This is a genomic window from Cupriavidus sp. FW305-3-2-15-C-LB2, assembly GCF_058787575.1.
Genome location: NZ_JBYSZW010000012.1, coordinates 114561 through 140252 on the forward strand (window position 1 = coordinate 114561; position 25692 = coordinate 140252).

General features: G+C 68.1%; 26 protein-coding genes. 13 read left to right on the forward strand and 13 right to left on the reverse strand.

Annotation, left to right across the window (positions count from 1 at the left end):
• Nucleotides 1–38: 38 nt before the first annotated feature.
• The 3 genes from AC3WRR_RS11760 to AC3WRR_RS11770 form a co-directional block, all read right to left on the reverse strand.
• A complete protein-coding gene (locus tag AC3WRR_RS11760) occupies nucleotides 39–803 on the reverse strand; it encodes an SDR family oxidoreductase (protein ID WP_011617096.1) in 765 nt (254 codons plus the stop codon).
• A gap of 205 nt (nucleotides 804–1008) precedes the next feature.
• Nucleotides 1009–1875, reverse strand: a complete 867-nt coding sequence (locus AC3WRR_RS11765) for an arylamine N-acetyltransferase family protein (RefSeq protein ID WP_011617097.1) — start codon at nucleotides 1873–1875, stop codon at nucleotides 1009–1011.
• A 27-nt stretch (nucleotides 1876–1902) separates the two neighbouring features.
• Nucleotides 1903–2655 (reverse strand): Crp/Fnr family transcriptional regulator, encoded by a 753-nt coding sequence (locus AC3WRR_RS11770; protein ID WP_058697089.1) that lies wholly within the window; start codon nucleotides 2653–2655, stop codon nucleotides 1903–1905.
• Between the two features lie 215 nt (nucleotides 2656–2870).
• Between AC3WRR_RS11770 and AC3WRR_RS11775 the strand changes: the two genes are divergently transcribed.
• Entirely contained in the window at nucleotides 2871–3368 is a 498-nt protein-coding gene (locus AC3WRR_RS11775) for an Mpo1 family 2-hydroxy fatty acid dioxygenase (RefSeq protein ID WP_010809411.1), read from the forward strand.
• Here the strand turns inward: AC3WRR_RS11775 and AC3WRR_RS11780 are convergent, their stop codons facing one another.
• The 3 genes from AC3WRR_RS11780 to AC3WRR_RS11790 are packed head-to-tail and all read right to left on the reverse strand — an operon-like array spanning nucleotide 3369 to nucleotide 5751.
• On the reverse strand, nucleotides 3369–4709 hold the full coding sequence (locus tag AC3WRR_RS11780; RefSeq protein WP_492297053.1) for a sensor histidine kinase: 1341 nt from the start codon (nucleotides 4707–4709) through the stop codon (nucleotides 3369–3371).
• On the reverse strand, nucleotides 4710–5384 hold the full coding sequence (locus AC3WRR_RS11785; RefSeq protein ID WP_492297054.1) for a response regulator transcription factor: 675 nt from the start codon (nucleotides 5382–5384) through the stop codon (nucleotides 4710–4712).
• A 16-nt stretch (nucleotides 5385–5400) separates the two neighbouring features.
• Entirely contained in the window at nucleotides 5401–5751 is a 351-nt protein-coding gene (locus AC3WRR_RS11790) for a PepSY domain-containing protein (RefSeq protein ID WP_010809408.1), read from the reverse strand.
• Nucleotides 5752–6100: 349 nt separating this feature from the next.
• Here AC3WRR_RS11790 and AC3WRR_RS11795 point away from each other — a divergent pair, with 349 nt between their 5' ends.
• On the forward strand, nucleotides 6101–6559 hold the full coding sequence (locus AC3WRR_RS11795; RefSeq protein ID WP_010809407.1) for an HU family DNA-binding protein: 459 nt from the start codon (nucleotides 6101–6103) through the stop codon (nucleotides 6557–6559).
• A 129-nt stretch (nucleotides 6560–6688) separates the two neighbouring features.
• Nucleotides 6689–7675, forward strand: a complete 987-nt coding sequence (locus tag AC3WRR_RS11800; RefSeq protein ID WP_011617102.1) for an alpha/beta hydrolase fold domain-containing protein — start codon at nucleotides 6689–6691, stop codon at nucleotides 7673–7675.
• 225 nt (nucleotides 7676–7900) lie between these two features.
• On the opposite strand, the gene AC3WRR_RS11805 is transcribed toward AC3WRR_RS11800, so the two are convergent.
• From AC3WRR_RS11805 to AC3WRR_RS11815, 3 genes are all read right to left on the reverse strand, one after another.
• Nucleotides 7901–8269: a 5-carboxymethyl-2-hydroxymuconate Delta-isomerase gene (locus AC3WRR_RS11805; RefSeq protein WP_010809405.1), complete on the reverse strand. Its 369-nt coding sequence runs from the start codon at nucleotides 8267–8269 to the stop codon at nucleotides 7901–7903.
• Between the two features lie 123 nt (nucleotides 8270–8392).
• Nucleotides 8393–8989 carry an HAD domain-containing protein gene (locus AC3WRR_RS11810; protein ID WP_058697090.1) on the reverse strand — a complete coding sequence of 199 codons (597 nt, stop codon included), beginning with the start codon at nucleotides 8987–8989 and terminating at the stop codon, nucleotides 8393–8395.
• A gap of 191 nt (nucleotides 8990–9180) precedes the next feature.
• Nucleotides 9181–10809, reverse strand: a complete 1629-nt coding sequence (locus AC3WRR_RS11815; protein ID WP_492297056.1) for a methyl-accepting chemotaxis protein — start codon at nucleotides 10807–10809, stop codon at nucleotides 9181–9183.
• 230 nt (nucleotides 10810–11039) lie between these two features.
• On the opposite strand from AC3WRR_RS11815, the gene AC3WRR_RS11820 reads away from it, so the two are divergent.
• On the forward strand, nucleotides 11040–12887 hold the full coding sequence (locus AC3WRR_RS11820) for a phosphodiesterase (protein ID WP_492297058.1): 1848 nt from the start codon (nucleotides 11040–11042) through the stop codon (nucleotides 12885–12887).
• Here AC3WRR_RS11820 and AC3WRR_RS11825 read toward each other — a convergent pair.
• The gene (locus tag AC3WRR_RS11825) at nucleotides 12884–13639 is read right to left on the reverse strand and encodes a response regulator transcription factor (protein ID WP_439672699.1); all 756 of its coding nucleotides are present in this window, start codon (nucleotides 13637–13639) and stop codon (nucleotides 12884–12886) included. The two genes, AC3WRR_RS11820 and AC3WRR_RS11825, sit on opposite strands and share 4 nt — an antisense overlap.
• Nucleotides 13640–14075: 436 nt before the next feature.
• On the opposite strand from AC3WRR_RS11825, the gene cls reads away from it, so the two are divergent.
• From cls to AC3WRR_RS11845, 4 genes are all read left to right on the forward strand, one after another.
• Nucleotides 14076–15512 (forward strand): cardiolipin synthase, encoded by a 1437-nt coding sequence (gene cls, locus AC3WRR_RS11830; protein ID WP_058697093.1) that lies wholly within the window; start codon nucleotides 14076–14078, stop codon nucleotides 15510–15512.
• Between the two features lie 129 nt (nucleotides 15513–15641).
• Nucleotides 15642–16286 carry a TetR/AcrR family transcriptional regulator gene (locus AC3WRR_RS11835; protein ID WP_010809399.1) on the forward strand — a complete coding sequence of 215 codons (645 nt, stop codon included), beginning with the start codon at nucleotides 15642–15644 and terminating at the stop codon, nucleotides 16284–16286.
• A 315-nt stretch (nucleotides 16287–16601) separates the two neighbouring features.
• A complete protein-coding gene (locus AC3WRR_RS11840; protein ID WP_011617106.1) occupies nucleotides 16602–16913 on the forward strand; it encodes a hypothetical protein in 312 nt (103 codons plus the stop codon).
• Between the two features lie 77 nt (nucleotides 16914–16990).
• Nucleotides 16991–17173 carry a hypothetical protein gene (locus AC3WRR_RS11845; RefSeq protein WP_010809397.1) on the forward strand — a complete coding sequence of 61 codons (183 nt, stop codon included), beginning with the start codon at nucleotides 16991–16993 and terminating at the stop codon, nucleotides 17171–17173.
• Nucleotides 17174–17225: 52 nt separating this feature from the next.
• On the opposite strand, the gene AC3WRR_RS11850 is transcribed toward AC3WRR_RS11845, so the two are convergent.
• Together AC3WRR_RS11850 and AC3WRR_RS11855 are read right to left on the reverse strand one after the other, a co-directional pair.
• Nucleotides 17226–17651, reverse strand: coding sequence for a hypothetical protein (locus AC3WRR_RS11850; RefSeq protein WP_492297060.1), 426 nt, complete (start codon nucleotides 17649–17651; stop codon nucleotides 17226–17228).
• Nucleotides 17652–17897: 246 nt separating this feature from the next.
• A complete protein-coding gene (locus tag AC3WRR_RS11855; RefSeq protein ID WP_041688081.1) occupies nucleotides 17898–19025 on the reverse strand; it encodes a site-specific integrase in 1128 nt (375 codons plus the stop codon).
• 113 nt (nucleotides 19026–19138) lie between these two features.
• On the opposite strand from AC3WRR_RS11855, the gene AC3WRR_RS11860 reads away from it, so the two are divergent.
• From AC3WRR_RS11860 to AC3WRR_RS11870, 3 genes are read left to right on the forward strand one after another with little or no spacing between them, the layout of a single operon-like run.
• Complete coding sequence (locus AC3WRR_RS11860) at nucleotides 19139–20101, forward strand: DNA-binding protein (RefSeq protein ID WP_492297061.1); 963 nt, start codon at nucleotides 19139–19141, stop codon at nucleotides 20099–20101.
• A 59-nt stretch (nucleotides 20102–20160) separates the two neighbouring features.
• Nucleotides 20161–20676, forward strand: coding sequence for an Xre family toxin-antitoxin system antitoxin (locus AC3WRR_RS11865; RefSeq protein ID WP_492297063.1), 516 nt, complete (start codon nucleotides 20161–20163; stop codon nucleotides 20674–20676).
• On the forward strand, nucleotides 20673–21146 hold the full coding sequence (locus tag AC3WRR_RS11870; RefSeq protein ID WP_010809392.1) for an RES family NAD+ phosphorylase: 474 nt from the start codon (nucleotides 20673–20675) through the stop codon (nucleotides 21144–21146). Before AC3WRR_RS11865 ends, AC3WRR_RS11870 begins: the two co-directional genes overlap by 4 nt.
• A 3-nt stretch (nucleotides 21147–21149) precedes the next feature.
• Here the strand turns inward: AC3WRR_RS11870 and AC3WRR_RS11875 are convergent, their stop codons facing one another.
• Nucleotides 21150–22727 (reverse strand): fatty acid--CoA ligase, encoded by a 1578-nt coding sequence (locus AC3WRR_RS11875; protein ID WP_492297065.1) that lies wholly within the window; start codon nucleotides 22725–22727, stop codon nucleotides 21150–21152.
• 232 nt (nucleotides 22728–22959) lie between these two features.
• On the opposite strand from AC3WRR_RS11875, the gene AC3WRR_RS11880 reads away from it, so the two are divergent.
• Together AC3WRR_RS11880 and AC3WRR_RS11885 are read left to right on the forward strand one after the other, a co-directional pair.
• Nucleotides 22960–25230, forward strand: a complete 2271-nt coding sequence (locus AC3WRR_RS11880; protein WP_492297067.1) for an ATP-dependent DNA helicase — start codon at nucleotides 22960–22962, stop codon at nucleotides 25228–25230.
• A 124-nt stretch (nucleotides 25231–25354) separates the two neighbouring features.
• The gene (locus AC3WRR_RS11885; protein ID WP_010809389.1) at nucleotides 25355–25678 is read left to right on the forward strand and encodes a thioredoxin family protein; all 324 of its coding nucleotides are present in this window, start codon (nucleotides 25355–25357) and stop codon (nucleotides 25676–25678) included.
• Nucleotides 25679–25692: the final 14 nt, after the last annotated feature.

Consider the following 25692-nt stretch of genomic DNA (forward strand, 5'->3'; position numbering starts at 1 on the left):
CCCCCCCCCCCCCCCCCCCCAACGCTGGGGTCAGACGCTCAGATGGTCACGCCGCCGTCCACGACCAGCGCCTGGCCGGTCATGAAGGTGCTGGCCGCCGACGCCAGGTAGACCGCCGCCCCGGCAATCTCGACGGGTTCGCCGATGCGGCGCAGCGGCGCGCCCTGGGTGGACTGCTTGTAGCGCTCGGGATCTTCCCACAGCGCGCGCGCAAAGTCGGTCTTGATCAGCCCCGGCGCGATGCAGTTCACGCGCACGTTGTGCGGCCCGAACTCTACGGCGAGGTTGCGCGCCAGCTGGAAGTCGGCGGCCTTGGAGATGTTGTACACGCCGATGGTGGGCGAGCCGCGCAGGCCGCCGATCGACGACACGATGATGATCGAGCCGTCCTTGCGGTCGATCATCTGCGGGGCCACCATCTGGATCAGCCAGTGGTTGGAGATGACGTTGTTGTCCAGCACCTTGCGGAACTGGTCGTCCGACACGCCGCTCATGGGCCCGTAGTACGGGTTGGACGCGGCATTGCAGACCAGCACGTCGATCTTGCCGAAGGCGCGGTTGGTCTCGTCGACCAGGCGCTGCAGGTCGTCCTTTGAAGAAATATTGGCAGGGACCGCGATCGCGGTGCCGGCGCCGTGGCGGGCGTTGATGGCATCCACCACTTCCTGGCAGGCCTCGATCTTGCGCGAAGAAATGACCACCTTGGCGCCCTGGACGGCCATCTGCTCGGCGATGGCGCGGCCAATCCCGCGCGAGGAGCCGGTGACGATGGCAACCTTGCCCGTCAGATCAAACAATGACATGGAGTCTCCTGTATGGCTGCGCCGGCGTCAGGGGCCGGCTTTGTCCTGGCGACGCGCCCGCAGGCAGCATCGCCGGGACATTATGGTGGCGCCGCTGGCCCCAGTCCACAGGCCCGGGTGCCGTGCGCCGGCCATATCAGGATTCTTTCTGCGGGCAATGCGCGCCGTGCATGGCAGGCATGCTGCACAGCAGAATAATGGCGCCTCAGGTGCCGGAGGATGCCGTTGCGGGCGCCAGCAGCGCTGGCAGGGCGTCGGCCAGGCCACGCCGCAGCTCATCGTCCAGCAGCACGCCAAAGCGATCCGACAAGGCCTGCACCACGGCCTCGGGCGAGGCCAGCCGGGTTCGGCGCACGGTGCCGTCAGCTGCGCGCTCGGCCAGCTCGCCGTCGGCCAGCGTCACGCGGGTGCCGCCGTCGGTGCGCGCGGCCATCAGCCGCTGCAGGAATACGCTGTCAGGGTGCGTCGATACATACCAGTTGCGCGGCACGAAATCGATCCACGGCTGCGGTGTCAGGTCGAAGCGGTAGACCTTGATCCAGCCGGCATCGCCGCGCGCCTCCAGGTCGTAGCTGTGGAACGCGGTGGCGGAGGTCTGCGGCGGCGAAGGCGCCAGACGGTAGGGGAAGCTGTCATCGGCCGGCTCGGACAGCGGCATCGCCCTGTATGGCGTGGGGCCGCCGAAGCCGACATCGGCGAGGTAGCTGCGATGCGCCACCTCCACCCGCAGCAGCATGTGCGAGGTCGCGGTCGGCACGTCGTCGGGAACGCCCCAGCGCACGCGCGCGGCCAGCGGCGTCACAACGTAGCCGAGCGCGCTCAGCCCGGCCGCAAGCAGGGTATTGAGTTCAAAGCAGTAGCCGCCACGACGGCGCGCGACGAGCTTGTCGAAGACCGCATCCAGCTCGATCCGTACTGGCCGTCGCAGCAGCGGATCGACGTTTTCGAACGGAATGCTGGCCAGGTGCGCGGCCAGTACGATATCCAGCGCTTCCAGCGTGGGCGAGGGCGGGGCGGCGATGCCGAGGCGCGCGAGCCAGGCATCCTGTTGGGGTGCGTCCAGGGTCATCATGGTGTGCGGGGCTCCGGTGCGATGCGTTCAGTTGAGCGCTTCCAGCGCCGGCAGGTCAAGCAGTTCGATGCCGCCATACTCCAGCCGCAGCAGCCCGCGCGCTTCCAGTTCGCGCAGCGCGTGGTTCACGGTCTGGCGCGACAGGCCCAGCATCTGCGCCAGCTGCTCCTGCGGGATGCGCACGCGCTGCGTGGCCTGGACCTGCGGCAGGTTGCCGTAGCCATGCGCGATCGCGGCCAGGCGCCGGGCAATGCGGGCCGCCGGCGGCAGCAACTGCGCTTCCTCGACATAGTTGAAGGCCTGGCGCGTCTTGGCTGCCAGCAATTGCCCGAAGGCCTGCCACCATGCCGGCTGCTGCGCCAGGCGCTGCTCCAGGCTGGAGCGCGTCACATGCCACAGTGTCGTGGCGCTGACCGCGCGCGCGTCGTGGGTGCGCGGCAGGCCGTCGAACAGGCAGATCTCGCCGAACCAGGTGCCGGGTTCCAGCAGCCCGAGCAACGCCGCCTTGCCCGATTCGCCGCTGGCGTGGATCTGCATGGTGCCGCTGGCGACACAATACAGGCCGTCGAAACGGTCGCCGCGGGCAAAGAGCGTCTCGCCGGCCACCAGCCGGCGCAGGCTGCCATCATCGAGCAGTGCCTGGCGCAGTGCGGGCGGCAACTGGCTGAACCAGGCGCCGGCACGTACGGCAGCAAGCGCATCGTCGCGCGGCGGCACCGTGCCGGGCAGTTTGCCGGCGAATTGCGGTTGAGGGCGTTGCGGCGGGCTCGCCAGTCCCATGCCGGTCTCCTTTCATATGGGGTTGTGCCGGGTGTCAGCAGGGACACACAAGGGCACGCTGCGACGGTCCGGACTGTCAAAAACCTGACAGACCAGACTGTGCGCGCCCACTACTATAAATCCACATCCCGCCCGCCGCGCAGCAGCAGGCGGCAGCGTCCGGCCGCCCTTGCGGCGCGGCACGCGCACGCCTGCGCATACAAGGAGATACCCCCGTGAAAACCCTGATCGAACACCTGGCCAACTACGCCGCCTACCATCGCGACCCGCGCAACGTCTTTACGCACTTCATTGGCATTCCGATGATCGTGCTGGCAGTGACGACGCTGCTGGCGCGCCCGGCGCTGCCGCTGGGCGACGGCTCTGCCTACCTGACGCCGGCGATGCTGCTGTACATCCTGTCGTGCCTGTTCTACCTGCGCCTGTCGCTGGTGTTCGGGGTGGCGATGGCGGTCATCCTGGCGTTCTTCCTCTATGCCGGCGCCCACATTGCGGCGATGCCCACCGCCTGGTGGCTTGCCATCGGCCTTGGCCTGTTCGTGGTGGGATGGGTGATCCAGTTCATCGGCCACTATTACGAGGGGCGCAAGCCGGCCTTCGTCGACGACCTGGTCGGCCTGCTGATCGGTCCGCTGTTCCTGGTGGCGGAAACCGCCTTTGCGCTGGGGCTGGCACGCGGCACGCGCGAGGCCATGGCCGCCCGCGCGCACTGATCAGGGCAGCCCCGCCGGCAGCCGCAGCCGCGCCGCCAGCCCGCCCAGCGGGCTCGATGCCAGCGCCAGGCTGCCGTCGTACATCGCGGCGATTTCCGTCACGATCGCCAGGCCCAGCCCGCTGCCGGCAGCGGCCTCGTCGAGCCGGCCAAAGCGGGCGGTGGCGAGTGCCTGCGCCTCCGGCGGCATGCCCGGGCCGTCGTCCTCGACCAGTATTTCGAGCTCGCCATCCGCTTCCTGCAGCGTGACGCGCACGCGCGTGCGCGCCCACTGGCAGGCATTGTCGAGCAGGTTGCCGAGTATTTCGACCAGGTCTTGCCGGTCGCCGGCAAAGTGCCCGGCGCCTTCAACCGTCAGCGTCAGCGCGCGCTCAGCGTGCAGCCGCGCCAGTGCTCGGGTCAGCTCCCGCACCGGCGCGCCGGCATCGATACGCTGGCCGCGCGCCGCCGCGGCGCCCGCGGCGCGGGCGCGTGCCAGATGGCGGTCGACCTGCCGGCGCATCGCTTCGACCTGCGCCGCCACGGCTTGCGCCGGCGCCCCCGGCAGCGCCGCGGCCTCGTTGGCGAGCACTGCCAGTGGCGTCTTGACCGCGTGCGCCAGGTCCGCCGCCTGCCGGCGCGAGCGTTCCAGCGCCTGAGTGTTGCGTGCCAGCAGGGCATTGATCTCGGCCACCAGGGGTTCGACTTCGGTGGGCCAGTTGCCGCCCAGGCGTGCCTCGCGCCGCGCCTGCATCGTGCCCAGCGCGCGCCGCAGCCGCGCCAGCGGCGCCAGCCCAAACTTCACCTGCGCCGCAACCGCCAGCATCAGCCCCAGTCCCAGCGCCGTCAGCGACCACGCCAGCGTCCGGTTGAAGCTGCGGCGCGCGGCACGCAGCTCGGTCCGGTCCAGTGCCACCGAGATCTCTACCGGGGTATCCGCGGACGGCAGCACCAGTTGCCGCGACACCACCAGCAACGACTGGTTGCCGGGGCCCGGGCGCACGTCGGCCTGGGCGCCGGCAAGGCGGCGCTCCACCGTCACCGGCATTTCCGTATCCCACAGCGAGCGCGAGCGCAGCAGCGCGCCCGGCGCGCGCGCCTGCCAGTAGGTGCCGGAGTAGGGCAGCTCGTAGCGGGGATCGGCGGGGGTACGGGTGAGGACCAGCTTGCCGTCGGCGCTCCAGTCCAGCGCCGCGGCCAGGCCCGCCAACTGGTGGTCGAGCTGGCGCACATAGGTGTTGTTGACGTGGCGCTCGAACAGCGTCGACAGCAGCCAGCCGCTGGCGCCCAGCGCCGCTGCCAGCCAGACCGCCGCCACTGCCAGCAGGCGCAGCGCAAGGGATCGGCGCAGGCGGGCCGGCATCTAGGGCTGCGGTGGCGACGGCGGCCGCATGCGGTAGCCCTGGCCGCGCACGGTCTCGATGACATCCACGCCAAGCTTGCGGCGCAGCCGCCCGACGAAGACCTCGATGGTGTTGCTGTCGCGGTCGAAGTCCTGGGCATAGATATGCTCGGTCAGCGCGGTCTTGCTGACGATGGCGCCGGGATGGTGCATCAGGTAGTCCAGCACGCGGAATTCATGCGAGGTCAGTGCCACCGGCGTGCCGTCGACGGTGACCTTGCCTGCGCGCGGATTCATCCGCACCGGGCCGCATTGCAGCTCCGGCGCCGGCATGCCGTGCGCGCGCCGGATCAGCGCGCGGATGCGCGCGAGCAGCTCTTCCATGCGGAATGGCTTGGCCAGGTAGTCGTCGGCGCCGGCATCGATGCCTTCGACCTTCTCGGTCCAGCTGTCGCGCGCGGTCAGGATCAGCACCGGCACGCTGACCTGCGCGGCGCGCCAGCGGCGCAGCACCGAAAGGCCGTCCAGCCGCGGCAGGCCCAGGTCCAGGATGACGGCGTCGTAGGGCTCCTGCTCACCCACGTGGCAGGCATCCAGGCCGTCCGCGGCCACGTCGACGGCATAGCCGGCCTCGGCCAGGCTGGCACGGACCTGGGCGGCGAGGGCGGCTTCGTCTTCGACCAGCAAGATGCGCATCGGGGTTTCCTGTCGGTCAGGGTTTGCGGCGGGCGTTTTCCAGCCCACGCCCCTTCGCCTTGAGCAGGGCGGCCGTGCGTGCATCGTACTCGAGCTTGGCCACCGAACCGCCCGGCAACAGCAGCTTGACCTCGTATTGCCAGATGCCGTCGTCGCGGTCCAGCTCAACGCCGATGACGTCGCCCTCGTACTGGCGCGATACCGTTTCCAGGATGCGCGACAGCGGCAGGATTTCGCCGGACTGCACGGCCGCGCGGGCTCGGTCGGCGTCTTTGTCGGCGTGCGCGGCCGGCATCGCCGCCAGCGCCAGCAGCGCCGCAGCGACCAGCACGCCGGGGCGCAGGAGGGCCGGGAAGTTGAACTTCATGGCCCGGAGTTTGCCTCAGATTGCCTGAATGCGGGCTGAACGAAACCCTCGTGACCAGGCAGCAAACGGTAGCGCCGCAGCACGCGCATCGCTGCGCGCACAGGCACCGAAGAGCCTGCCTCGAACGCCAAAACGGGGGTACGTAGGCCGTATTCGCGTTTCCACTGAGGCAAAGCCGCGACAAAACCCGGGGTTTTCACGGGGTTTTACGTTTCGAATGCACGAAAACCCCTTGACTTACGGTACTTTCCGCTATGATTCAGTGGGCGTCGAGAAGACGATTGCGCAACGCTGAGAAGCAATGCGAAACACCTGCCGACACCCATCTGTTCAACTTACGAATATCGATATGGCGACCAAAGCGAAACCGACCGCGAAGACTGCAACCAAGCCCGCTGCCAAGAAGGCCGCGGCAACCAAGGCACCCGTGAAGGCTGCCGCCAAGAAGGCCACGCCGGCCAAGAAGGCTGCTCCCGCCGCTGCGCCCGTTGCGCGCCCGCTGAAGGACACCTTCAACAAGTCGAGCCTGGTCGCTCACCTGGTAGCCCAGACCCAACTGGAAGCCAAGGCCGTGAAGACGGTGCTGGCCCACCTGGAAACCACCATCATCGGCGCGCTGAACAAGAAGGGCGCTGGCGAGTTCACGCTGCCCGGCCTGCTGAAGGTCACGGCGCAGCAAGTGCCGGCCAAGAAGAAGCGTTTCGGCAAGGACCCGTTCACCGGTGAAGAGCGTTGGTTCCCGGCCAAGCCGGCCAGCGTCAAGGTCAAGGTCCGTCCGCTGAAGAAGCTGAAGGACGCCGCAGCCTGATCTGCGCCACGTTGTTCTGACAAAAAAGGAGCCGCTTGCCGGCTCCTTTTTTTATGCGCGAGCGAAATACGTGCCGCGCGTTCCTGCATTTTCAGCCGCCGGCGACAGACCGGCGCGGGAGGAGACACGATGCCAAGTCTGCAAAGCCAGCTGTGGCGGCTTGCCTTGCGCCTGGTCCGCCGCAAGCGGCGGTTTGCCAGCGCCCAGGCGCTCCATGATGAAATCCGGCGGCGCCGTATCGTCGGACGCGCCTATCCGTCCCGGCGCCTGCGTGCGCGGCATGCGGTCAGCGAGGAGCGGATCGCCGGAATGGAGGTCTACACCGTGCGGCCCAGGGGCGGGCCTGCGCACGGTAAATCCCGCCATATCCTTTACCTGCACGGCGGCGGCTATGTCTTCGACATCGTCAGCCAGCACTGGGATTTCATCGGCAAGCTGGTGGACGCGCTTGGCTGCGCGGTGACGGTGCCGGTCTATCCGCTGGCGCCTGAACATACCCACCGCGACGTGTTCGCGGCCATGGTGCCGCTGTGGCAGGTGCTGCAGCAGCGCCATCCGGGCGCAGACCTGACCGTCATGGGCGATTCCGCTGGCGGCGGCATGGCACTGGCGCTGGCACAGGTGCTGCGCGACAGCGGCCAGCCGCTGCCGCGGCGGCTGGTGTTGCTGTCGCCGTTCCTGGATGCCACCGGCGACAATCCCGGCATCGATGCCCTGGAGCCGTTCGACCCGATGCTGTCACGCCCCGGGGGCATTGAATGCGGGCGCGTCTATGCCGGCGCGGATCCGGTCACCCTGCCGCAGGTCAGTCCCATGCACGGCGTGTTGCGCGGGTTGCCGCCCACCACGTTGTTTATCGGCACCCATGACATCCTGCTGCCCGACTGCAGGAAGTTCCGCCAGATGGCCGACGAGCAGGGCCTGCCGCTTCGGTATCACGAGGGCGAGGGAATGTTCCACGTCTGGATGCTGCTGCCGATGCCGGAAGCGGACGCGGCGTTTGCCGAGATTGTGCGGTCAGTGCTTGCCGACGACGCGCACGGCACGGAGGGTAGGGACGGGCTGGCGCCTGTGCGCACTGCCGTTGCCCCGCAGGAGGTGACCGACCCGGGTTGATGCCGGCCGCCCGGTGATTCATGCCAGGCTGGCCGCAACCGGATCCGACTGGAGCAAGTTTAACCTGCGTCAAATGGACAGGACGGGCGCCCCCCTAGAATCGGTCAGGTCATGGGTGCGGGGGCGCTCCCCATGACAGAGCTTCCGGAGTCTTCCTGAAGCTTCCGCCCGCGGCCGCAATGGCTGCGGGTTTTTTATTTGGCGGCCACCATCCGGTCCGCAAACTCAGGCCACCACCTGCTTGGCATAGGTTGCCCGCGCCATCTCGCAGACCTCTACCGACACCTGCACGTCCTGGCCGGTGCCGGAGCCGGCGCGCACGGCTTCGGCGATCACGTCGCAGACGGCCTGCGCCAGCGCCTGGCGCACGGCGGTGTCGCGGCCGTCCAGGATCGACAGGCGCGCGTGGACAAAGGCCCGCTCGACCGCGTCCACGCCCTGGCGGTAAGTCGACAGCGTGACGCAGCGCGACTTGATGTCCGCCTCCTGGAACTGTCCGGAGGCCAGCAGGGCGGCATTGGCTTCATCCAGCAACTCTTCCTGCGAGCAGTTCAGGCGGGTGTTTTCGGTGAGTTCGATGACGAGGTGAGGCATGGCGGCGTCCTGACTGTGTTCCGGTGAAACCGAGCATGATACGGGATCGGGGGCGCGTGGCGGGCGCACCAATGCAAACGGGGCGCTTTATGGCGCCCCGTCGGGATGTGCTGCTGGTGCGGATCAGGCGGGGACGGGCGTGCGCTCGCGTGCCGGTGCCAGTGCGCCGCCAAAGCGGGCCGGATTTTCCCGGGCGAGCTGCTGCAGCTGGGCCAGCTTGGCCTTCAGGCCGGCATCCAGTTTCGGTGCAGGCATCACCGTGGACGGGCAGGCCACGCCCAGGATGCCGAGCGCCTGCTGGAAGTTCTCCAGGGTCAGCCCGGCAGCCGGGTCAACGGTGACGAGATGCTCGCGCAAGGCCTCGGGCATCGACTCCGGGGCGGCGCAGGAAATGATCACGTAGTGAACCGGCTTGGCGCCCTGGGCGAAATAAGCTTCGATCTCCGCACCATGGCCGCCTGCGGCCGGCGGGGTCATGGCTTCGACCTGCAGGTCCAGCTGCTGCAGGATTGCCGCGGGCGTGCCGCGGCGCCAGGCGTCGGACACCACCACGCGGGCGCCGGCCACGCCGAACAACCTGCGTACGAACCCCAGCGCGACAGGATCAAAGAACCGGACGTCGCGCAGCGTGCCCGAATCCGGAATGCCGCCGAGGCGGGTGCGGGAGCGGTCGGAATACAGGACGCCGGGTACGTCCAGCATGATGAGTCGTTCAGCCATGGTTTCCTGTGCGGGTGACAGTTCAGTTGGTGTGAACCAAGATTACTCGCCACGGGCAGGCTGACACGTAACCGGCGCGGGTTCAGTTGAAACAGATCTGTAACTTTATCGGGGTAGACGTAAATGCCGGTTACGTCGCCATGACAAATGTTTCGCCCAGACACATCTGCCCGTTACAAAGATGACACGCACTAGAAGCGGAAGCGGGCCACATCGTCGGCCAGTGCCGCTGCGTGCTGGTCCAGCCGGGCTGCCTGGCTGGCCAGCTCATCGACCAGCGCCGCGTTCTGCTGGGCGGTCTGGCGCAGCTGCGATACGGATTGTCCGGCGGCCTGCACGCTACCAGCCTGCTCGTCGGCAAGCGTGCGCAAGGCCTCGGCCAGCGCATGGCTGTGCCCGACGGTAGCCGCGATGCGGTCCATCGCCGCCACCACGCTGGCGCTCAGGCGCGCGCCTTGCTCGATCTCGTGTGTAGCGGTGCTGACGATGCCGCCGATCTCGCGCGCCGCATCGGCGCTGCGCTGGGCCAGCGCGCGCACTTCTTGCGCGACCACCGCGAAGCCGCGGCCGGCGGGGCCGGCGCGGGCCGCTTCCACCGCGGCATTCAGCGCCAGTATATTGGTCTGGAAGGCGATCCCCTGGATCACGCCGACGATCTCGGCGATATGGCGCGAGTGGCCGTGCAGCGTATCCATCGCGCCGCGCATCTGCTGCACCACGGCAGCGCCGGCATCGGTGGCGGCGCGTGCCTGGCTGGCCATCTGGCTCGATTCGGTGGCCTGGGCGTGCGCGTCGGCCACGCGTGCTGCCAGTGCCTGCATGCTGCCGGTGGTGGCATCGAGCGCGCTGGCCTGCCGCTGGGTGCGCGCCGACAAGGCGTGGTTGTCTTCGGCGATCTGCTGGCCGGCCGCGGTGATCTCCTGGGCGCTGGCCTGGATACGGGCCAGTACGCCGGCAAGCTGGTCGCGCATGCGGGCCACGTGGTGCAGCATGCTGCTGTGGTCCGACGGGCGCAGGGCAATGGTGGCGGTCAGGTCGCCGGCGGCTATGCGGCGAGCGATCTCGGCGGCGTCGCGCGGCTCGCCGCCAAGTTCGGCACGCAGGCTGCGCGCAGCGATCCACGCCAGCGCGGCGGCCGCCAGCAGGCTGGCGCCGAGCAGGGCGGCCATCCATGCCTGCGCGCGCAGCTGGCTGGCCGCCACGCTGGCCACAGTGGCGGCGGCCTTTTGTTCCTGCTGCTGGCGCACGGCTTCCACCTGCCGGCTGAGGGATTGCAGCTGTTCAGTAACGAAGTGGCCGTCGACCGAGACCGCGCTGTCGAATTGCAGCGAGTCCAGCGGCTGCTTGCGCAGCAGCGCCACGTAGGCCTGCACCAGCTCGCCGGTGCGCTGGCGTTCGCGCAGCAGCGGCGCGGCCTGTGCTGCGGCGGCCTGGCGTACGCCGGCCAGCGCAGCATCGAGCTGCGACAGGCCGAGCGCGACGTCGGCGGCGGCATCGTCGCGCTCGGTGCTGCTGGTGGCCATGGTCAACGCCAGCTGGGCACGGCCGAGGGTGGCCAGTGCCGACTGCGCGCGCTCGGCCGAGATGGCACCGTGCATGTCGTGCTGGTACAGGGTGTCGGTGCGCGCCTTGATCGAGACCAGGTTGGCGATCCCGGTCAACCCGACCGCGGCACCGAACAGGTACACCAGGGCAAAGGCAGCGCACAGGCGTGCCACCAGCGGCAGGCGGCCCAGTCGTGCGGAAAGCCGCGCGAACAGCCGCGCGGGGGCAGCTGCCCGGCTGCGGCCGGGCAGGTGTGTCTTGATGACTTGCACCACGGAGAAGACTCCAAACGGGCGTGCTGGCTCCTGAACGATGCACGGCCCGGGCTTGACCCGAATTGCCGCGCGCGCTGTCCTCTGTCCGGGACGGTCGCAGGCGGCGCACGGATGGTCGATCATCAACGTGACGCCGGCGTGACATGGAATGAGGATTTTTGTCATCACGCTGTCATATCCATGTCATGCAATGTCGCTCGCCCTCTTGCCCCATCCCCGGATTTCCCGCCATGACAGGCCTGCCTGCCGCCACGCCTTTGCTCGACCGCGCACCTGTCGCATCTGGTACCCCCATCGCCGCAGCACTTGCGCATGCGCGGCTGCCGCCGCTGCATGCGGTATTCCAGCCGATCGTGCAGGCGGACAATGCCGAGATCCTCGGCTACGAGGCGCTGATCCGGGGGCCGGCGGGCTCGCCCTGGGCGAGCCCGGACGCGTTGTTCCGGCTGGCGCAGGGCGTTGCCGCGACCATGGCGCTGGAGATCCACGCGGCGCGCACCGCGCTGGCCGCCTGGCGCAGCCTGGACCTGCCCGGCAAGCTGTTCCTCAATTTCAGCCCCATGACGTTGCGGCACCTGCTGGCCGAGCGCGGGCGGCTGATGGCGGCGCTGCTGGAGGCCGGTATTGCGCCGTCGCGCCTGGTGATCGAAATCACCGAACAGACCCCGATCGGCGATGCTGCCAGCTTTGCCCAGGCGATGGCGGTGCTGCGCGAGCTTGGCATGCAGTACGCGCTGGATGATTTCGGCACCGGGCATGCCAACCTCGACCTGCTTGCGCACCTGTCGCCGCAGTTCGTCAAGATCGACAAATCGCTGGTGCGGGGCATTGCGTCCTGTTCGCGGCGGCTGGAGATCCTGCGCGCGCTGCTGCGCGTGATGAGCGCCTTTGGCGGGCGCGTGATCGCCGAAGGCGTCGAGGACGAAGACGAGCTCGCCGTGATCCGCGACCTGGGCGTGGCCGGCGCCCAGGGCTACTACGTGGGCCGGCCCTTGTTGCGGCCGGCCGCGCAGGCGCCGCAGCACGTGCACCAGGCGTTGGCTTCGCGGCATATCGCCGTGTTTCCGCAAATGGTGCGCTCAGGCTGGTCGGGCATCACCGCCGGGCGCCTGCTGCGGCCTGCGCCGACGGTGTCGCCTGCCACCAGCAACGATGCGGTGCTGCGCGTCTTCCAGGACCAGCCCGACCTGCAGGCCGTGGCCGTCGTCAATGACGAAGGCCGGCCGCTGGCGATCATCAGCCGCCAGGCTTTCATCGACCGCTACGCGGCGCCATTCCATCGCGAACTGTATGGCAAGAAGGCCTGCATCGCCATGGCCAACCGCGAGCCGGCCTGCTTTGACCATCGCGCCAGCCTGGAGGAGATGGCGCAGATCCTGTCCGGCGAGAACACGCGCTCGCTTGCCGATGGTTTCGTGATTACCGAACAGGGCCGCTATATCGGCCTGGGCACCGGCGCTGATCTGATCCGGGCCATCACCGAAGTGCGCATGGAGGCGGCGCGCTACGCCAATCCGCTGACCTTCCTGCCCGGCAATATCCCGCTGAACCAGCATATCGAGCGCCTGATCGACGCCGCCAGCGAGTTCCGCGCCTGCTATGTCGACCTGAACCACTTCAAGCCCTTCAACGACAAATATGGCTACTGGAAGGGCGATGAAATGCTCAAGGGCGCGGCCGCCATCCTGGCCGAGGCCTGTGATCCCGCACGCGATTTTCTCGGCCATGTGGGCGGCGACGACTTCCTGGTGCTGTACCAGAGCAGCGACTGGGCCGCGCGCCTGCAAGCTGCGATCCGGCGCTTCAACGACGCGGCGCGCGCCATGTATTCGCCCGCCGATCGCAACGCCGGCGGCATGCATGGCGAAGACCGCCACGGGCGGCCGGTCTTCTTTGCGCCAGTGTCGATGGCGGTTGGCGTGGTGTGCGTGAGCGGCGAGGGCGTGGCGGGCCTGCAGCGGCTGGGCAGCCAGCATATCGGCGCCGCCGCGGCGGCGGCCAAGCGCGAGGCCAAGCGCTCGGCAACCGGCATGGCCGTGCTGGATTTCCTGTCGCTGGCCGCGACGCTGTCGGTCTAGCGGTCCGGCTGCCTGCGTCTGGTGAGCCGGCGGTCCGCCGCGGGCAGCCTGGGCGCTGCGCCCCCTTCCAGTACGTCGAGCCGGTAGCCGTGCGCGTAGACGACAGTGATGACGATGCCGTTGGCGATGCCGATGCGCAGGGTCTTGCGCAGGCGCGACATCAGTCCCGCCAGTGCCCGCGACAGCGGCGCCAGTTCATGCCGCCACACCGCCTGCTGGATGCGGTCGCTGGACAGGACCCTGCCGACATTGGAAAACAACAGCATGGCCAGGTCGAATTCCTTCGGCGTCATTTCGATGCGCTCGTCGTGCAGCGTGGCAAAGCGGCCCACGCTGTTGAGCTGGTAGGGGCCGACGCGCACTACCAGGCCCTGGCGCAGGCGCTCGCCGGTCACCCGGCGGCGCAGCGCCGTGATGCGTGCCATGAGCACGCGCACATTGAGCGGGCGGCACACGTAGTCATCAGCGCCGGCGTCGAGTGCATCGATGAGGCCGTCCTCACTGCTGTCGGCCGCAAGCATGATGATGGGCACATCGCGTGAGCGCGCACAGCGCACGGCACGGATAACGTCGATGGCCGGCAGGTCTGGCAGTTCATCATCGATCAGCAGCATGTCGAACGGTACCTGGCTAACACCGTGGATCAGGTCGCGGCCCGTTTCAAACACGTTGCAACGATAACCGGAACGTGCCAGCAGTTCCGGCACCGGCCGGAGTTGGGGCGACTTGCCCATGAGCAGCGCAATATTCATCGATGGCGAAATACGAGAGCCGTGGCAGGGACGGCCGGACCGCGGCAGGGCTGGAGCCGGACAGCGATGGAACGAAGGCAGGCACCAGGCGCGCACGCACGCAGCACTACCGTTCGCAAGCAGCAAGCGTACAAAAAGTGTGGTCCACAGGACAATCAGACATTTCTGAAATTTCTGCTGTTTTTTTGAAGGTGCTCGCGTTGTGGCGTGACGGAGCGTTTGTCGGCGGGGCCGATGGCGATATGCAAAGTTGTCCACAGCTCCTGTGGACAAGCCAGGGCGCAGTGGCCGGACTGCGGCCTGGCACCGTGATGCTGTCGGCGTGCCAAAAAAGAAGGCAGCGCGCGGGCACTATGGGCGCCGTGCTGTCAACATTCGGGCAGGGTGTGCCAAAATAGCGCGCATCGCGTTCCGGTCCGGGGACTCAAGCCCACCGATGCTGCAGAGCCCGAGTGTCATCGCCATCATCGTCCTGTGCTTTCACGTCGTCGGCGTGGTGGCTGCCCTGCATGCCGTCATGACGGTGCGCACCGCGCCCGGCGCGATCGCGTGGGCGGGGTCGCTGCTGATGATGCCGTACTTCACGCTGGTGCCCTACCTGATCTTCGGGCGCAGCACCTTCGCCGGCTACGTCGACGCCCGGCGCTTCAATGACGACCACCTGCGCGAGCTGCGCCACGGCATGACCCCGCGCGAGCGCGAGGCGCGCAGCGCCTGCGTGGTCCATGCGCCGGCGCAGGCCTGCATGCGTGCGCTACCCCGGCTGACCGGCATGCCGTGCCTGGCCAACAATGACGTGCGCTTGCTGGTCAACGGCGAGCAGACCTTCGAGGCGATCTTTGCCGCGATCGCGCGGGCCAGCCAGGTGCTGATCGTGCAGTTCTTCATCGTGCATGACGATGCGCTGGGCCAGCGCCTGCAGGCGCTGCTGTGCGAGCGCGCGCGGGCCGGCGTCAAGGTGTACTTCCTGTTCGATCGCATCGGCTGCCACGCGCTGCCGCGCCGCTACGTGCGCACGCTGGCCGAGGCCGGCGTCGATGCGCGGGCATTCTCCACGCACCGCGGCTTTGTCAACCGGTTCCAGCTCAATTTTCGCAACCATCGCAAGCTGGTGATCGTCGATGGCAGCGAGGCCTTTGTCGGTGGCCACAACGTCGGCGTCGAATACCTGGGCGAACGCCCGCCACTGGCGCCGTGGCGCGACACCCATATTGCACTGCGCGGCAGCGCCGTGCTGGACCTGCAGATGGCCTTTGCCGAAGACTGGTTCTGGGCCGCGCGCGAGGTGCCGCACCTGCTGATGCCGCCGCCAGAAGCGGGCGGGCGCATGACCTGCCAGGTGGTGCCGTCAGGCCCTGCCGACGCGCAGGAGACCTGTTCGCTGTTCTTTGTCGAGGCCATCCAGGCGGCGCGCCACCGGCTGTGGATCACGTCGCCGTATTTCGTGCCCGACGAGGCGGTGTTTGCGGTGCTGCGGCTGGCCGTGCTGCGCGGCGTGGATGTGCGCATCCTGATTCCGGCGCGGCCCGATCACCTGGTGGTCTATGCCGCCTCCACTATCTATGCGTACCAGGCCGTGTCCGCGGGCATCAAGCTGTATCGCTACCAGCCCGGCTTCCTGCACCAGAAGGTCATCCTGATCGACGACGAAGCCGCGGCGGTCGGCACTGCCAACCTGGACAACCGCTCGTTCCGGCTCAACTTCGAGCTGATGGTGATGACTGCCGACAAGGGCTTTGCCGCGAGCGTGGCCACCATGCTCGAAGCCGACTTCGCCCAGGCCCAGCGCGTCGGGCTGAACGAGTTCCTCGATGCGCCGGCGCCGCTGCGCGTGGCGATGCACGTCGCCAAGCTGTTTGCGCCCATCCTCTGAAGCCCGCGTTCCGGTCCGCTGGTTCCTGCAATTCTCAATGCAACAGACTTGTTGCGGCCTGATTGTGTACACTGTTCACTATAAGCGTATGCACATCATGAACCGTTATCCATATTCAAGGGGAGCCGCATGACCCGGGCTGTCCCCGCGCCTCCGGCGCGCGCCACCTACCGCCACGGCGACCTGCGCCGCGCGCTGCTGGACGCAGGCATCGACCTGGCACGCGAGGGTGGCCCCGACGCCATCGTGCTGCGCGAGGCCACACGCCGTGCCGGCGTGGTGCCCAATGCCGCGTACCGGCACTTCGCCAGCCGGCAGGACCTGCTGCAGGCAGTGCGGGCCTCGGCCTTGTCGTCGCTTGCCATTGCTATGGAGGGTGAAATCGGCGGGCTGCGCCCGGGCCGTGGAGCCGCCGCGCATGCGCGTGCCTGCCTGCGTGCGGTCGGCACCGGCTACCTGCGCTTTGCGCTGGCCGAGACCGGACTGTTCCGCACCGCGTTTTCGGTGCCGGATGAAGTGGAAGATGATGCCGATCCGGCCAAGGCAGGCAACAGCGGTCTCAATCCGTTCCAGCTGCTGGGCGCGGCGCTGGACAAGCTGGTGGAAGCCGGCGTGCTGCCGCCCGAGCGCCGGCCGGGTGCGGAGTACCTGGCGTGGTCGGCCGTGCATGGCCTGGCCGTCCTGCTGATCGACGGCCCCCTGCGCAGCCGCGCCAAGGAGCAGGCAGAGATCCTCGGGCAGCGCCTGCTCGACATGGTCGAGAAGGGCCTCTAGCGCCTGCAGCAGGATCACGGCGAAAAAAATGCCACGATGGCCAGAAACCATCGTGGCAGTGTAAGGAACCAGGAAGGGGGTCAACCTGGCTCTGTCGGGGCACCCGCGGGCCGGGTGCAAGAGGACTGTATTCCGTTGCTTCTCAGCTGAATATCGGACATTTCTTAAATATCGCCCTGAATTGTCTCGATCTATGCAGGTCGATTGCCGCGCGCTATCAGGGCGCGTCCGCATTTCGAGGAATTGCGCGGCCTGCAGAACAGTCTAACTTGCTGTCAGGCAGCCGAACGCCGGCGCCGCGGTGAGGAGCGGATCATGCGATATGGATTGGGAGCGGCCCTCTGCGTGGCAGTGCTGGCTGGCTGCGTCGCCTATCCCTATGCTGGCGACTCTTACTACCCTGCTTATCCGGCTTATCCGGTTTCCTCTGCCTACTATGACGGTTACCCGGCGCCGGCGTACTACCCGTACTACCGTCCTTGGCCGGGCTACGGTGGTTTCTACGGCAGCTTTACCTATATCCACGGCGGCAGCTACGGCAGGCATGGCGGGCATCACTGGCATGGCGGTGGTGGCCGTGGGCACGGTGGCTGGCATGGGGGCGGGCGCGGCGGCAGGGGGCGATGAGCCTGCGTCGCCGTGATGGCAATGCGGCCTGCACGGGATTACCATCGGCTCATGGATGCCAACGGAGCCCCATCGCCATGACCAAGCCCGCAACGCAGAAGCACCAGACGCCAGCCTCCCGTGAACAACAGCGCAAGGATGAACTGATCGAGCGCGAACTGGACGAGGGGCTGAAAGAGACATTCCCGGCGAGCGACCCGGTGGCAGTCGATACCCATGCGCCGCGCAAACCCACGCCGGAACCGAAACCGGCGAAGTAGGCGGACAGGCTATGCCGCGGCGCGCGCAACGCGCCCCGCGCGATCCGGCGTGCTATGGCAACTGGCGCAGCTGCCCGATCACCGACATCAGCCGTCCGTGCGCCACGATGACGCCGGACTCGTCCTGCAGGGCTTCCTGGTAACGCTTGCGAAAGGCCGGGTCAGAACCGTCGCTGAACAGTCTTTCCGCTGCGCGTCCGACTGCACGGCAGGTTTCGTCGTGGTGTTCCTTGGCCTCCAGCTCTTCGTCGATCTCGATGATCAGGCGCGACAGCGGGTCAAGCCAGCGGAAGTAGTTGTCTTCAGTCACCAGTTGCACAAACAGGCCTGCAGGAATCGGGCCGTTCAGGCGCTCATACTGGATTCTGTCATAGCCGATGACTTCCTTGTGAACCTGCAGCAAGGCAGCCCGCAGGGCTTTCAGCCCCGAGCGCCGGGTTTCCTGGGTGGCGAGGAATTGTTCGTTGGGCATCCCCATCTCCGCGTTTCTACTTGTTCCGGTCCAGGCAGGCGGTGCGCAATTGCATCCCATGGGTCGCCGCTGCACTTCGTGCCAGTGGCGATTGCCTGCTGGATTCTCCGGGCGCGGCCGGCCATGCCTGGCACTGTGCGGCGCGCTGCCAGTATAGGCACGCCCCGCAGCCCGAGCCAGCGCTGCCAGCTAGCGAAATACCCGTATTTGCGCCGGCTGCGCGGCATGATTGGCGCCAGTTGCAAGCCGCCCTCAGTCGCCTTCGGCGGATTGCGACGCTTGCGCCAGCAGGTCGGCAGCACGCGAGCGCCGCGCGTCCGCGGCGCGGAAGTAACGTACAACCGTCGACACGCTTGCGTGGCCGGTCATGGCCATGGTCTCGGCCAGCGGCACCTGTTGCGCAGCAGCCTCGGTAACGAAGCCCGAGCGCAGTGAATGCGCTGAGTAGTCGCCCTCCAGTCCCGCCAATGCGCAGCGCGTCTTGACGATGCGGCTGACCGCCGCATCGGACAAACCTTCTCCCACATGCCCGCCGCGGCGGATGCGGCGAAACAGCGGCCCGCTGTTGATGCCGGCGGCAGCAAGCCATGCCTCCAGCGCCTGGCCGGCGGCACCGGTGACGGGCTTGGCGGTATCGGCGCGCTCGTTGCCTGACTGGTTGGTCTTGGACCAGCCCAGTGCATAGACGAAATCACCGGGGCCAAGCCGGGTGAGGTGGCCGAGGGTCGCGCGCGCGACTTCAGAGCGGCGGCGCCCGCCACTGGCCCATGCAAACAGCAGCAGCGCGCGGTCGCGCAGGCCGCGCAGCGAGTCATCACAGGTATCGAGCAGGCGCAGCAGCGGATCGCGGGTCAGCGCCGCCTTGCGCGCCTGGCGCTGTCCGCGGCGCGCATAGGCGCGCCGGATGCCGGCCATCAGTTCGCGCACCGCAGCTTCGGCGCAAGGGTTGGGCAAGGCCTGCAGGCGATGGGCCTTGGCCAGTACCGCCAGCCGGTGCGTCAGCGTGGACAGCGCGGGCGGGCCGGGTCGTGCCTTGTATCCGTCAGCGACCAGCGCCTGGTCGATGGCCGCGGGCATCTCGCAGACAGGACCTTGCGGCGTCTGTCGCGTGGCGTGGTCGACGATGAACTGGATGACGACGGCAGGCGCGAGCGGGAGCTGCACAGGTTGCCGGTAGCGCAGGGCATACCAGGCAGACCAGTAGCGCAGTGCGGACCGGTAGCTTGCCACCGTGTTTTGGGATTCGCCTTCGCGGCGCAAGGCATTGGCCGCTTGCTCGGCAAGGGGATCCAGTTCGGACGGGCGAAGCGGCGCCGGTAGTTCGACATCGGATGCAATCGGTGGAAAGTAGGCTTCGTGGGCTTCTCGGATTTTTATCATATTAAATATGATGTATGCTGTAATGTATCATATGAATAGGACAGATAACAGCCGATAAGTCTCCATTATCGAACCTTATTTGTCCTCTCACAGACTTTTTGCCGGATCCCATCATGGAAACCTTTCGCAGCCGTGGCATTACCCGGGACGACGTCTGGCAGGCCGCCGACAGCCTGCTCAAGGCCGGCCAGCGGCCCACCATCGAACGCATCCGCCTGCACCTGGGGCGGGGCTCTCCCAATACGGTCAGCCCGCACCTGGATGCCTGGTTCGCGGCACTGGGTGGACGTATCCAGGATCCACAGGCCTTTGCGCCCGCACCCGGATGCCCGGAACCAGTCACGGAGGCAGCGCGCTACCTGTGGGAAGCGGCGCTGCAGGTAGCCAAGGCCTCGGCCGAGGCCGCGCTGGTGCAGCGTGAGGCGGCGCTGGCCGAGGCCCGGGCGGCTCTGGAGCAGGAGCGCGAAGTCCTGGCGCAGGAACGCCAGGTCATGCAGGCCCGACTGGAAGGGGCCGAGACGGCAATGGCGGAACTGACACGGGCCCGCGACGTCGCCACGGAGCGCGCCGCGCGCGCTGAAGCCGCAGCCGTCGCCCTGCAGCAACAGGGAGAGACAATGCGCGCAGAGTCGGCCGCGGCGCTGTTGGCACACAACGCGATGCAGCAGGATTTCGCCGCGCAGCGGGCGGCGTGGGACCAGGAGCGGGAAACCGTGACCCAGCGCGCCGCCGCCAATGAACGGCGCATGGTGCTGGAGCTGGACGCGGCGCGTGTGACGGCCAAGGAGACCCAGAAGCTGCTGGAAGCCGAGCGCAAGGCGGCCGTTGAGCGGCTGACGCGTGCCGCCGAGGCCGCGTCGCGGCAGGGCAGCGAGATGACCCGTCTTGGCCAGACGCTCGCCGTTCTGGAAGAACGGGTGCGGCAGCGGGAGAGCCTGCTGGCCGAGTATCGCGACCAGGCCGGTGCCGCAACCACGGCCGCCGGCCCCGCCAGTCCGGCAGTCCGCCGCACACGGCCGGCCCGCGCTGCGCTGGCCACCGGCAAGGGCAGTCGGCGGCGCACGCGGGCCTTATAGTGAAGCAGGTGACTTTTCCCAATTGAGCTATACTAAATGCTCATTTGATGAGGTCTGCCATGCCGCTCACGCTCACTCCCAAAGGCCGCTATCCGCTGGCTCATGAACGCCCGGCTCCGCCCGAGCTGGGCGTCAACAACTACGTCGCCGTCTATGAGGCCAGCCTGTCGACGCAAGGCGCCATGTCGATCATCCGCGCGATTCGTGAAGGTGTGCCGGCTTCAGACCTGAACCGCCTGGCCGAATCCATGGGCACCACCAAGGAGCAGCTGATCAAGACACTGGACTTGCCCCGCGCCACCGTGGACCGCAAGGCACGGGCGCACCAGAACCTGTCGAGCGAGCAGAGCGAGCGTGTGCTGGGCATGGCGCGGCTGGTCGGGCAGGTCCAGGCGCTGGTGGAAAGCTCAGGCGATCCGCGCGGTTTCAGCGCGGCGCAGTGGGTGGCGCAGTGGCTGGAGCAGCCTTCGCCGGCGCTGGGCGGGCGCCGCCCCGCTGAGCTGATGGATACGCTCGCCGGCCAGCGTATCGTTTCCGACCTGGTGGCCAGGATGCAGAGCGGGGCGTACGCGTGAGGCCAGCCTGGCGGATCGCGACCGACACCCCAGACTACACCGCCGACGACGCCAGCGGCGCCGGCGCCAAGGCCACCGGCGGGCGCTGGAACCGGCAGGGCACGCCCTTGATTTATGCGGCGTCCAGCATCGCGCTGGCTTGCCTGGAAACGCTGGTCCACCTGGGTTCAGGCGGGCTGCCGCTGAACCGCTACCTGGTCCGGATCGACATCCCCGACGAGCTATGGGCGGCTGCGCAGGAACTGAGCGTCGACACCGCCCCCGTAGGGTGGGATGCCATTCCCGCCGGAAAGACCAGCCTCGACACCGGCGAAGCCTGGACCGCCGGGGGCACCAGCGCCTTGCTGCTGGTGCCTTCCATCGTCATCCCTGAAGAGCACAACGTGCTGGTCAACCCGGCGCACCCCGACGCCGCGCGGCTGGCCTACGTCAAGGTCCGCCGCTGGCAGTACGACGCGCGCCTGGTCTGAGGCTCAGGCCGTGGCGCCCGCGCGCAGCATGTGCTTCTGGATCTTGCCGCTGGTGGTCTTGGGCAATGCGTCCACGAAGTGATAGCGGCGCGGGCGCTTGTAGGCTGCCAGCCGGTCACCCTGCAACAGGAAGGCGTCGAGCTGCGCCGCGCTGACCGGTCCGTCGCCGTGCGTCACCACATAGGCGCCGACGACCTGGCCCCAGGTCGGATCGGGTTCGCCCAGCACGGCTACCTCCAGCACGGCCGGGTGCTCGATCAGCGCGTCTTCCACCTCGCGCGGATAGACGTTCTCCGCGCCGGAATTGATCATGTAGTCGATGCGATCGCGGATCCACAGGTAGCCGTCCGCATCCAGGCTGCCGAGGTCGCCGGTGTGGTACCAGCCGTGCGCGAGCGCGCGCGCATTGGCATCCGGGCGGTTCAGGTAGCCCTGCATCATGCAGGGGCCACGCACCAGCACTTCGCCGACTTCACCGGGCACGCACGGCTGCATGGGGTCGGTCGGCTCGCCGTCGTCGCGCAGCCTGGCCACCACCAGCTCATGGCCGAGCGCGGGCAGGCCTGCCGAGCCGGCGTGGCTCAGCTGCTCATGCGGGTAAAGCACCGACATGCACGGGCCCATTTCCGTGGTGCCGTACACCTGCACCAGCCCGGCGCCGACCTTGCGGTCCCATTCGCGGATCAGGTGCGGCGCCATCGACGCGCCGCCGTATTCCACCAGCCGCAGTGAAGACACGTCGCGTGCGTCGGCATCCGGATGGTTCAGCAGCATGCCCACCATGGTCGGCGCGGCAAAGAAGTGCGTGACGCGCTCGCTTTCCACGAGTTGCCAGGCCTCGCCCGCGTCGAAGCGGCGCTGCAGCACCTGCGTGGCGCCAAGCTGCAGCCGCGGCAGGAAGCTGGTGTGCAGCTCGGCGGTATGGTTCAGCGGCGCCACCGACAGGCCCACGTCCTCGCGCGACAGCGTCATGGCCTGGTGCATCATCGCGTTGTGCTGCAGCTTGCTGCGATGGGTGTGCACCACGCCCTTGGGGCGGCCGGTGGTGCCGCTGGTGTACATCAGGATGCAGGGATCGTCCTCATGGACCGTCACCGCGGGCGGCGTGGCGGGCTGGGCCGCGGCCAGCGTATCGAGCCGATGCGTGGCGAAAGCGGGGGCGGCATCGGGGTCTGCGTAGATGCGCAGCGCGGTGCCGGGCGCCAGTTCGGCGGCCTTTTCCACCACGCCCGCGCCTTCCTGCTCGAACAGCACTGCCTTGGCGCCGCCATCGTTCAGGATGTAGGCCAGTTCCTGCGCAGCCAGGCGGTAGTTGACCGGGTTGTAGACCGCGCCGATGCGCGCCGTGGCCAGCAGCGTGAAGACGAAGGCCGGAGTGTTGTAGAGGAAGGCCGCGACCACGTCGCCCTTGCCGATCCCCAGCGACTGCAGTGCGTGCGCGTGGCGGTTGACCTCGGCATCGAGCTCCGCATACGTCCACGCGCGTCGCCCGGCACCGATGCCGCTGACCAGCGCGGTCTTGCGCGGCAGGTAGCGCGCGGGCCAGGAGAGGGTGTCGCCAAGGGTGATGCCGCGGGTCAAGGTTGTGCTCCGGTCGTGGTCCGCCGGCGGGTCGGCAGGCGGTTGTTGTCTTGTAAGCCGGACAATATAGAGCGGCGGGTGGGGCACATGGAAATAACGTTTTGCTCTTTCCTTATGCCGCAGTTGCAGTCATGCGATAAGGCTCTTGCGTGATACTGTATATTCATACAGTTGCTGCCGCGCCCCGTTTCCTGTGTCCGCCGTCCCGCCACCCATTCCAGCCCCGCCTGCCATGGCAGCCGCACCGGCCTACGTGGTGGCCGTGCGCGCGCTGTGCGAATTCACCGCCAAGGCGGGCGACCTGGACCTGCGCTTCGTGCCGACGCCATCGGCGCAGGAGGGCGTGGCCGGGCATGCGGTAGTAACCAGCCGGCGCGGGGAGGCCTACCAGGCCGAAGTGGCGCTTGCCGCCGATTTCGGGCCCTTGCGTGTGCGCGGCCGTGCCGACGGCTACGATCCCGTCGCCAACCGGCTCGAAGAAATCAAAACCGTGCGCGGCGATGCCGCGGTGCCGGACAACCACCGCCACCTGCACTGGGCGCAGGCCAAGGTCTACGGCTGCCTGTTATGCCGCAAGCTGGGGCTGCCGGGGCTGGAGATCGCGGTGGTCTATTTCGACATCATCAGCCAGCGCGAGCACCCGGTTGCGGAGCACTTCACTGCGCAGGCGCTTGAAGCCTTCTTCGTGCAGACCTGCGAGCAGTTCCTGCACTGGGCGCAGGCGGAACTGGCCCACCGGCAGGCACGCGATGGCGCGCTGGCGCAGCTGGCCTTTCCGCACCAGGGTTTCCGCCCGGGCCAGCGCGAACTGGCGCAGGCGGTCTATAACGCCAACCGCGCGGGCCGCCACCTGCTGGCGCAGGCGCCCACCGGCATCGGCAAGTCGGTCGGCACATTGTTCCCGGTGCTCAAGGCCATGCCGGGGCAGGGCATCGACAAGGTGTATTTCCTGTCGGCCCGCTCCACCGGGCGCGGGGTGGCGCTGCACGCCGCCAATGCGCTGCGCGGCCACGGCGCGCAGCCGCTGCATGTGCTGGAGCTGGTGGCCCGCGACAAGGCCTGCGAGCATCCGGAGCTGGCCTGCCACGGCGAGTCCTGCCCGCTGGCGCGCGGCTTCTATGACCGTCTGCCGGCAGCACGCGAAGCGGCGCGCGGCGTGCCGGTGCGCGACCGCGCCGCGGTGCGCACGCTGGCGCTGGCACACGGGATCTGCCCTTACTACCTGTCGCAGGAGCTGGTGCGATGGAGCGACGTGGTGGTGGCCGACTACAACTACTACTTCGACCGCAGCGCGTTGCTGTATGCGCTGACCGCGGCCAATGGCTGGCGCGCCAGCGTGCTGGTGGACGAGGCCCACAACCTGGTCGAACGCGGCCGCGCCATGTACACCGCCGAACTCGACCCCCAATCGCTACGCGAGGTGCGCCGCGGCGCGCCGGCCGTCGTGCGCAAGCCATTGGCGCGGCTGGCCCGGCAGTGGAGCGCGCTGGCGCGCCAGGGCGACGACGCCTATGAAGTCCTGCCCGAAGTGCCCGCCGTCTTCCGCCGCGCACTGGACGAATGCTGTGCGGCGGCATTGACGCATATGACCGAGCACCCAGGCGCGCAGGATCCGGCGCTGCAGCGCTTCTATTTCGATGCGCTGCATTTTGGACGCCTGGCCGAGCAGCTCGACGCGCATTCGCTGTTCGATATCCAGCGCGTGCCGCGCAGCGGCCGCGGCCACCGTGCGCGGCTGTGCCTGCGCAATGTCATCCCGGCCCCGTTCCTGCGCCCGCGCTTTGGCGCCGCGCATTCGGTCACGCTGTTCTCCGCGACCCTCGATCCCGCCGCCTACTACCTCGATACGCTGGGTTTGCCGGCCGATTGCGCGCGGGTGCAAGTGCCATCGCCGTTCCGCGCCGAGCAACTGTCGGTGCGGATTGCAGCGCGCATCTCCACCCGCTATGCGCGGCGCGAACAATCGCTGCCGGCCATCGTCGCGCTGATGGCCGGCCAGTTCCGCGCACGGCGCGGCAACTACCTGGCGTTCTTCAGCAGCCACGAGTACTTGCAGCAAGCCGTGGCCCGCTTCGCCCAGTCTCACCCCGACATTCCGCATTGGGTGCAGTCGCGGGGCATGGACGAAGCCGCGCAGGCGGCGTTCCTGGGTACGTTTGCGGAAGGCGGCGAGGGCATCGGCTTTGCGGTGCTCGGCGGCGCCTTTGCCGAAGGCGTTGACCTGCCCGGCGAGCGCCTGATCGGCGCCTTCGTTGCCACCCTGGGGCTGCCCCAGTTCAACTCGGTCAACGAGCAGTTCCGTGCGCGCATGCAGCAGGCGTTCGGGCAGGGCTATGCCTATGCCTACCTGTATCCCGGGCTGCGCAAGGTGGTGCAGGCGGCAGGCCGGGTCATCCGCACGCAGCAGGACCAGGGCGTGGTCTACCTGATCGACGACCGCTTTGCCGCGGCCGAGGTGCGCGAACTGCTGCCGGCATGGTGGGAAATCGCCACGGCGGCCTAGAAATTACACAGCCGGGCCAGTCTGGGGCATCCTCTTTGCGCGGTGCCTGCCCGAAGTCGCCGCTGGAACGAATCTGGCAGGCATGCGGATACCATCAGCCAGCTATCGCGAAAGGATCAGATCCATGCCCATGACCCAGCAATACGCGGCCACCGAGCCGACCCGCACGGAAGTGGATGCGCTGCCGGGCGCCACCGTGCTGGAATTCGGCGCGCCGTGGTGCGGCTACTGCCAGCGCGCCCAGCCGGCGCTGGCTGAGGCCTTTGCCGTGCATCCGGCATTGCGCCATCTCAAGATCGAGGACGGCAGCGGGCGCCGGCTTGGCCGGTCGTTTCACATCAAGCTGTGGCCGACGCTGGTGTTCCTGCGCGACGGGCAGGAAGTGGCGCGGCTGGTGCGCCCGACCGAGTCCGAGCCGATCCGCGAGGCCATGCGCCGCATTGCCTAGCCCGGCCGCGCGCT

Excerpts from the sequence above, each read along its gene's own strand:
- AC3WRR_RS11790 (WP_010809408.1), bottom strand. The coding sequence starts at position 5,751 with ATGAAGTTCAACTTCCCGGCCCTCCTGCGCCCCGGCGTGCTGGTCGCT.
- AC3WRR_RS11760 (WP_011617096.1), bottom strand. The coding sequence starts at position 803 with ATGTCATTGTTTGATCTGACGGGCAAGGTTGCCATCGTCACCGGCTCC.
- AC3WRR_RS11810 (WP_058697090.1), bottom strand. The coding sequence starts at position 8,989 with ATGGCTGAACGACTCATCATGCTGGACGTACCCGGCGTCCTGTATTCC.
- AC3WRR_RS11825 (WP_439672699.1), bottom strand. The coding sequence starts at position 13,639 with ATGAATATTGCGCTGCTCATGGGCAAGTCGCCCCAACTCCGGCCGGTG.
- AC3WRR_RS11880 (WP_492297067.1), top strand. The coding sequence starts at position 22,960 with ATGGCAGCCGCACCGGCCTACGTGGTGGCCGTGCGCGCGCTGTGCGAA.
- AC3WRR_RS11850 (WP_492297060.1), bottom strand. The coding sequence starts at position 17,651 with ATGGGGATGCCCAACGAACAATTCCTCGCCACCCAGGAAACCCGGCGC.
- AC3WRR_RS11885 (WP_010809389.1), top strand. The coding sequence starts at position 25,355 with ATGCCCATGACCCAGCAATACGCGGCCACCGAGCCGACCCGCACGGAA.
- AC3WRR_RS11845 (WP_010809397.1), top strand. The coding sequence starts at position 16,991 with ATGACCAAGCCCGCAACGCAGAAGCACCAGACGCCAGCCTCCCGTGAA.
- AC3WRR_RS11865 (WP_492297063.1), top strand. The coding sequence starts at position 20,161 with ATGCCGCTCACGCTCACTCCCAAAGGCCGCTATCCGCTGGCTCATGAA.
- AC3WRR_RS11785 (WP_492297054.1), bottom strand. The coding sequence starts at position 5,384 with ATGCGCATCTTGCTGGTCGAAGACGAAGCCGCCCTCGCCGCCCAGGTC.
- AC3WRR_RS11835 (WP_010809399.1), top strand. The coding sequence starts at position 15,642 with ATGACCCGGGCTGTCCCCGCGCCTCCGGCGCGCGCCACCTACCGCCAC.
- AC3WRR_RS11860 (WP_492297061.1), top strand. The coding sequence starts at position 19,139 with ATGGAAACCTTTCGCAGCCGTGGCATTACCCGGGACGACGTCTGGCAG.
- AC3WRR_RS11800 (WP_011617102.1), top strand. The coding sequence starts at position 6,689 with ATGCCAAGTCTGCAAAGCCAGCTGTGGCGGCTTGCCTTGCGCCTGGTC.
- AC3WRR_RS11820 (WP_492297058.1), top strand. The coding sequence starts at position 11,040 with ATGACAGGCCTGCCTGCCGCCACGCCTTTGCTCGACCGCGCACCTGTC.
- AC3WRR_RS11855 (WP_041688081.1), bottom strand. The coding sequence starts at position 19,025 with ATGATAAAAATCCGAGAAGCCCACGAAGCCTACTTTCCACCGATTGCA.
- cls (WP_058697093.1), top strand. The coding sequence starts at position 14,076 with ATGCTGCAGAGCCCGAGTGTCATCGCCATCATCGTCCTGTGCTTTCAC.
- AC3WRR_RS11805 (WP_010809405.1), bottom strand. The coding sequence starts at position 8,269 with ATGCCTCACCTCGTCATCGAACTCACCGAAAACACCCGCCTGAACTGC.
- AC3WRR_RS11840 (WP_011617106.1), top strand. The coding sequence starts at position 16,602 with ATGCGATATGGATTGGGAGCGGCCCTCTGCGTGGCAGTGCTGGCTGGC.
- AC3WRR_RS11770 (WP_058697089.1), bottom strand. The coding sequence starts at position 2,655 with ATGGGACTGGCGAGCCCGCCGCAACGCCCTCAACCGCAATTCGCCGGC.
- AC3WRR_RS11780 (WP_492297053.1), bottom strand. The coding sequence starts at position 4,709 with ATGCCGGCCCGCCTGCGCCGATCCCTTGCGCTGCGCCTGCTGGCAGTG.
- AC3WRR_RS11765 (WP_011617097.1), bottom strand. The coding sequence starts at position 1,875 with ATGATGACCCTGGACGCACCCCAACAGGATGCCTGGCTCGCGCGCCTC.
- AC3WRR_RS11795 (WP_010809407.1), top strand. The coding sequence starts at position 6,101 with ATGGCGACCAAAGCGAAACCGACCGCGAAGACTGCAACCAAGCCCGCT.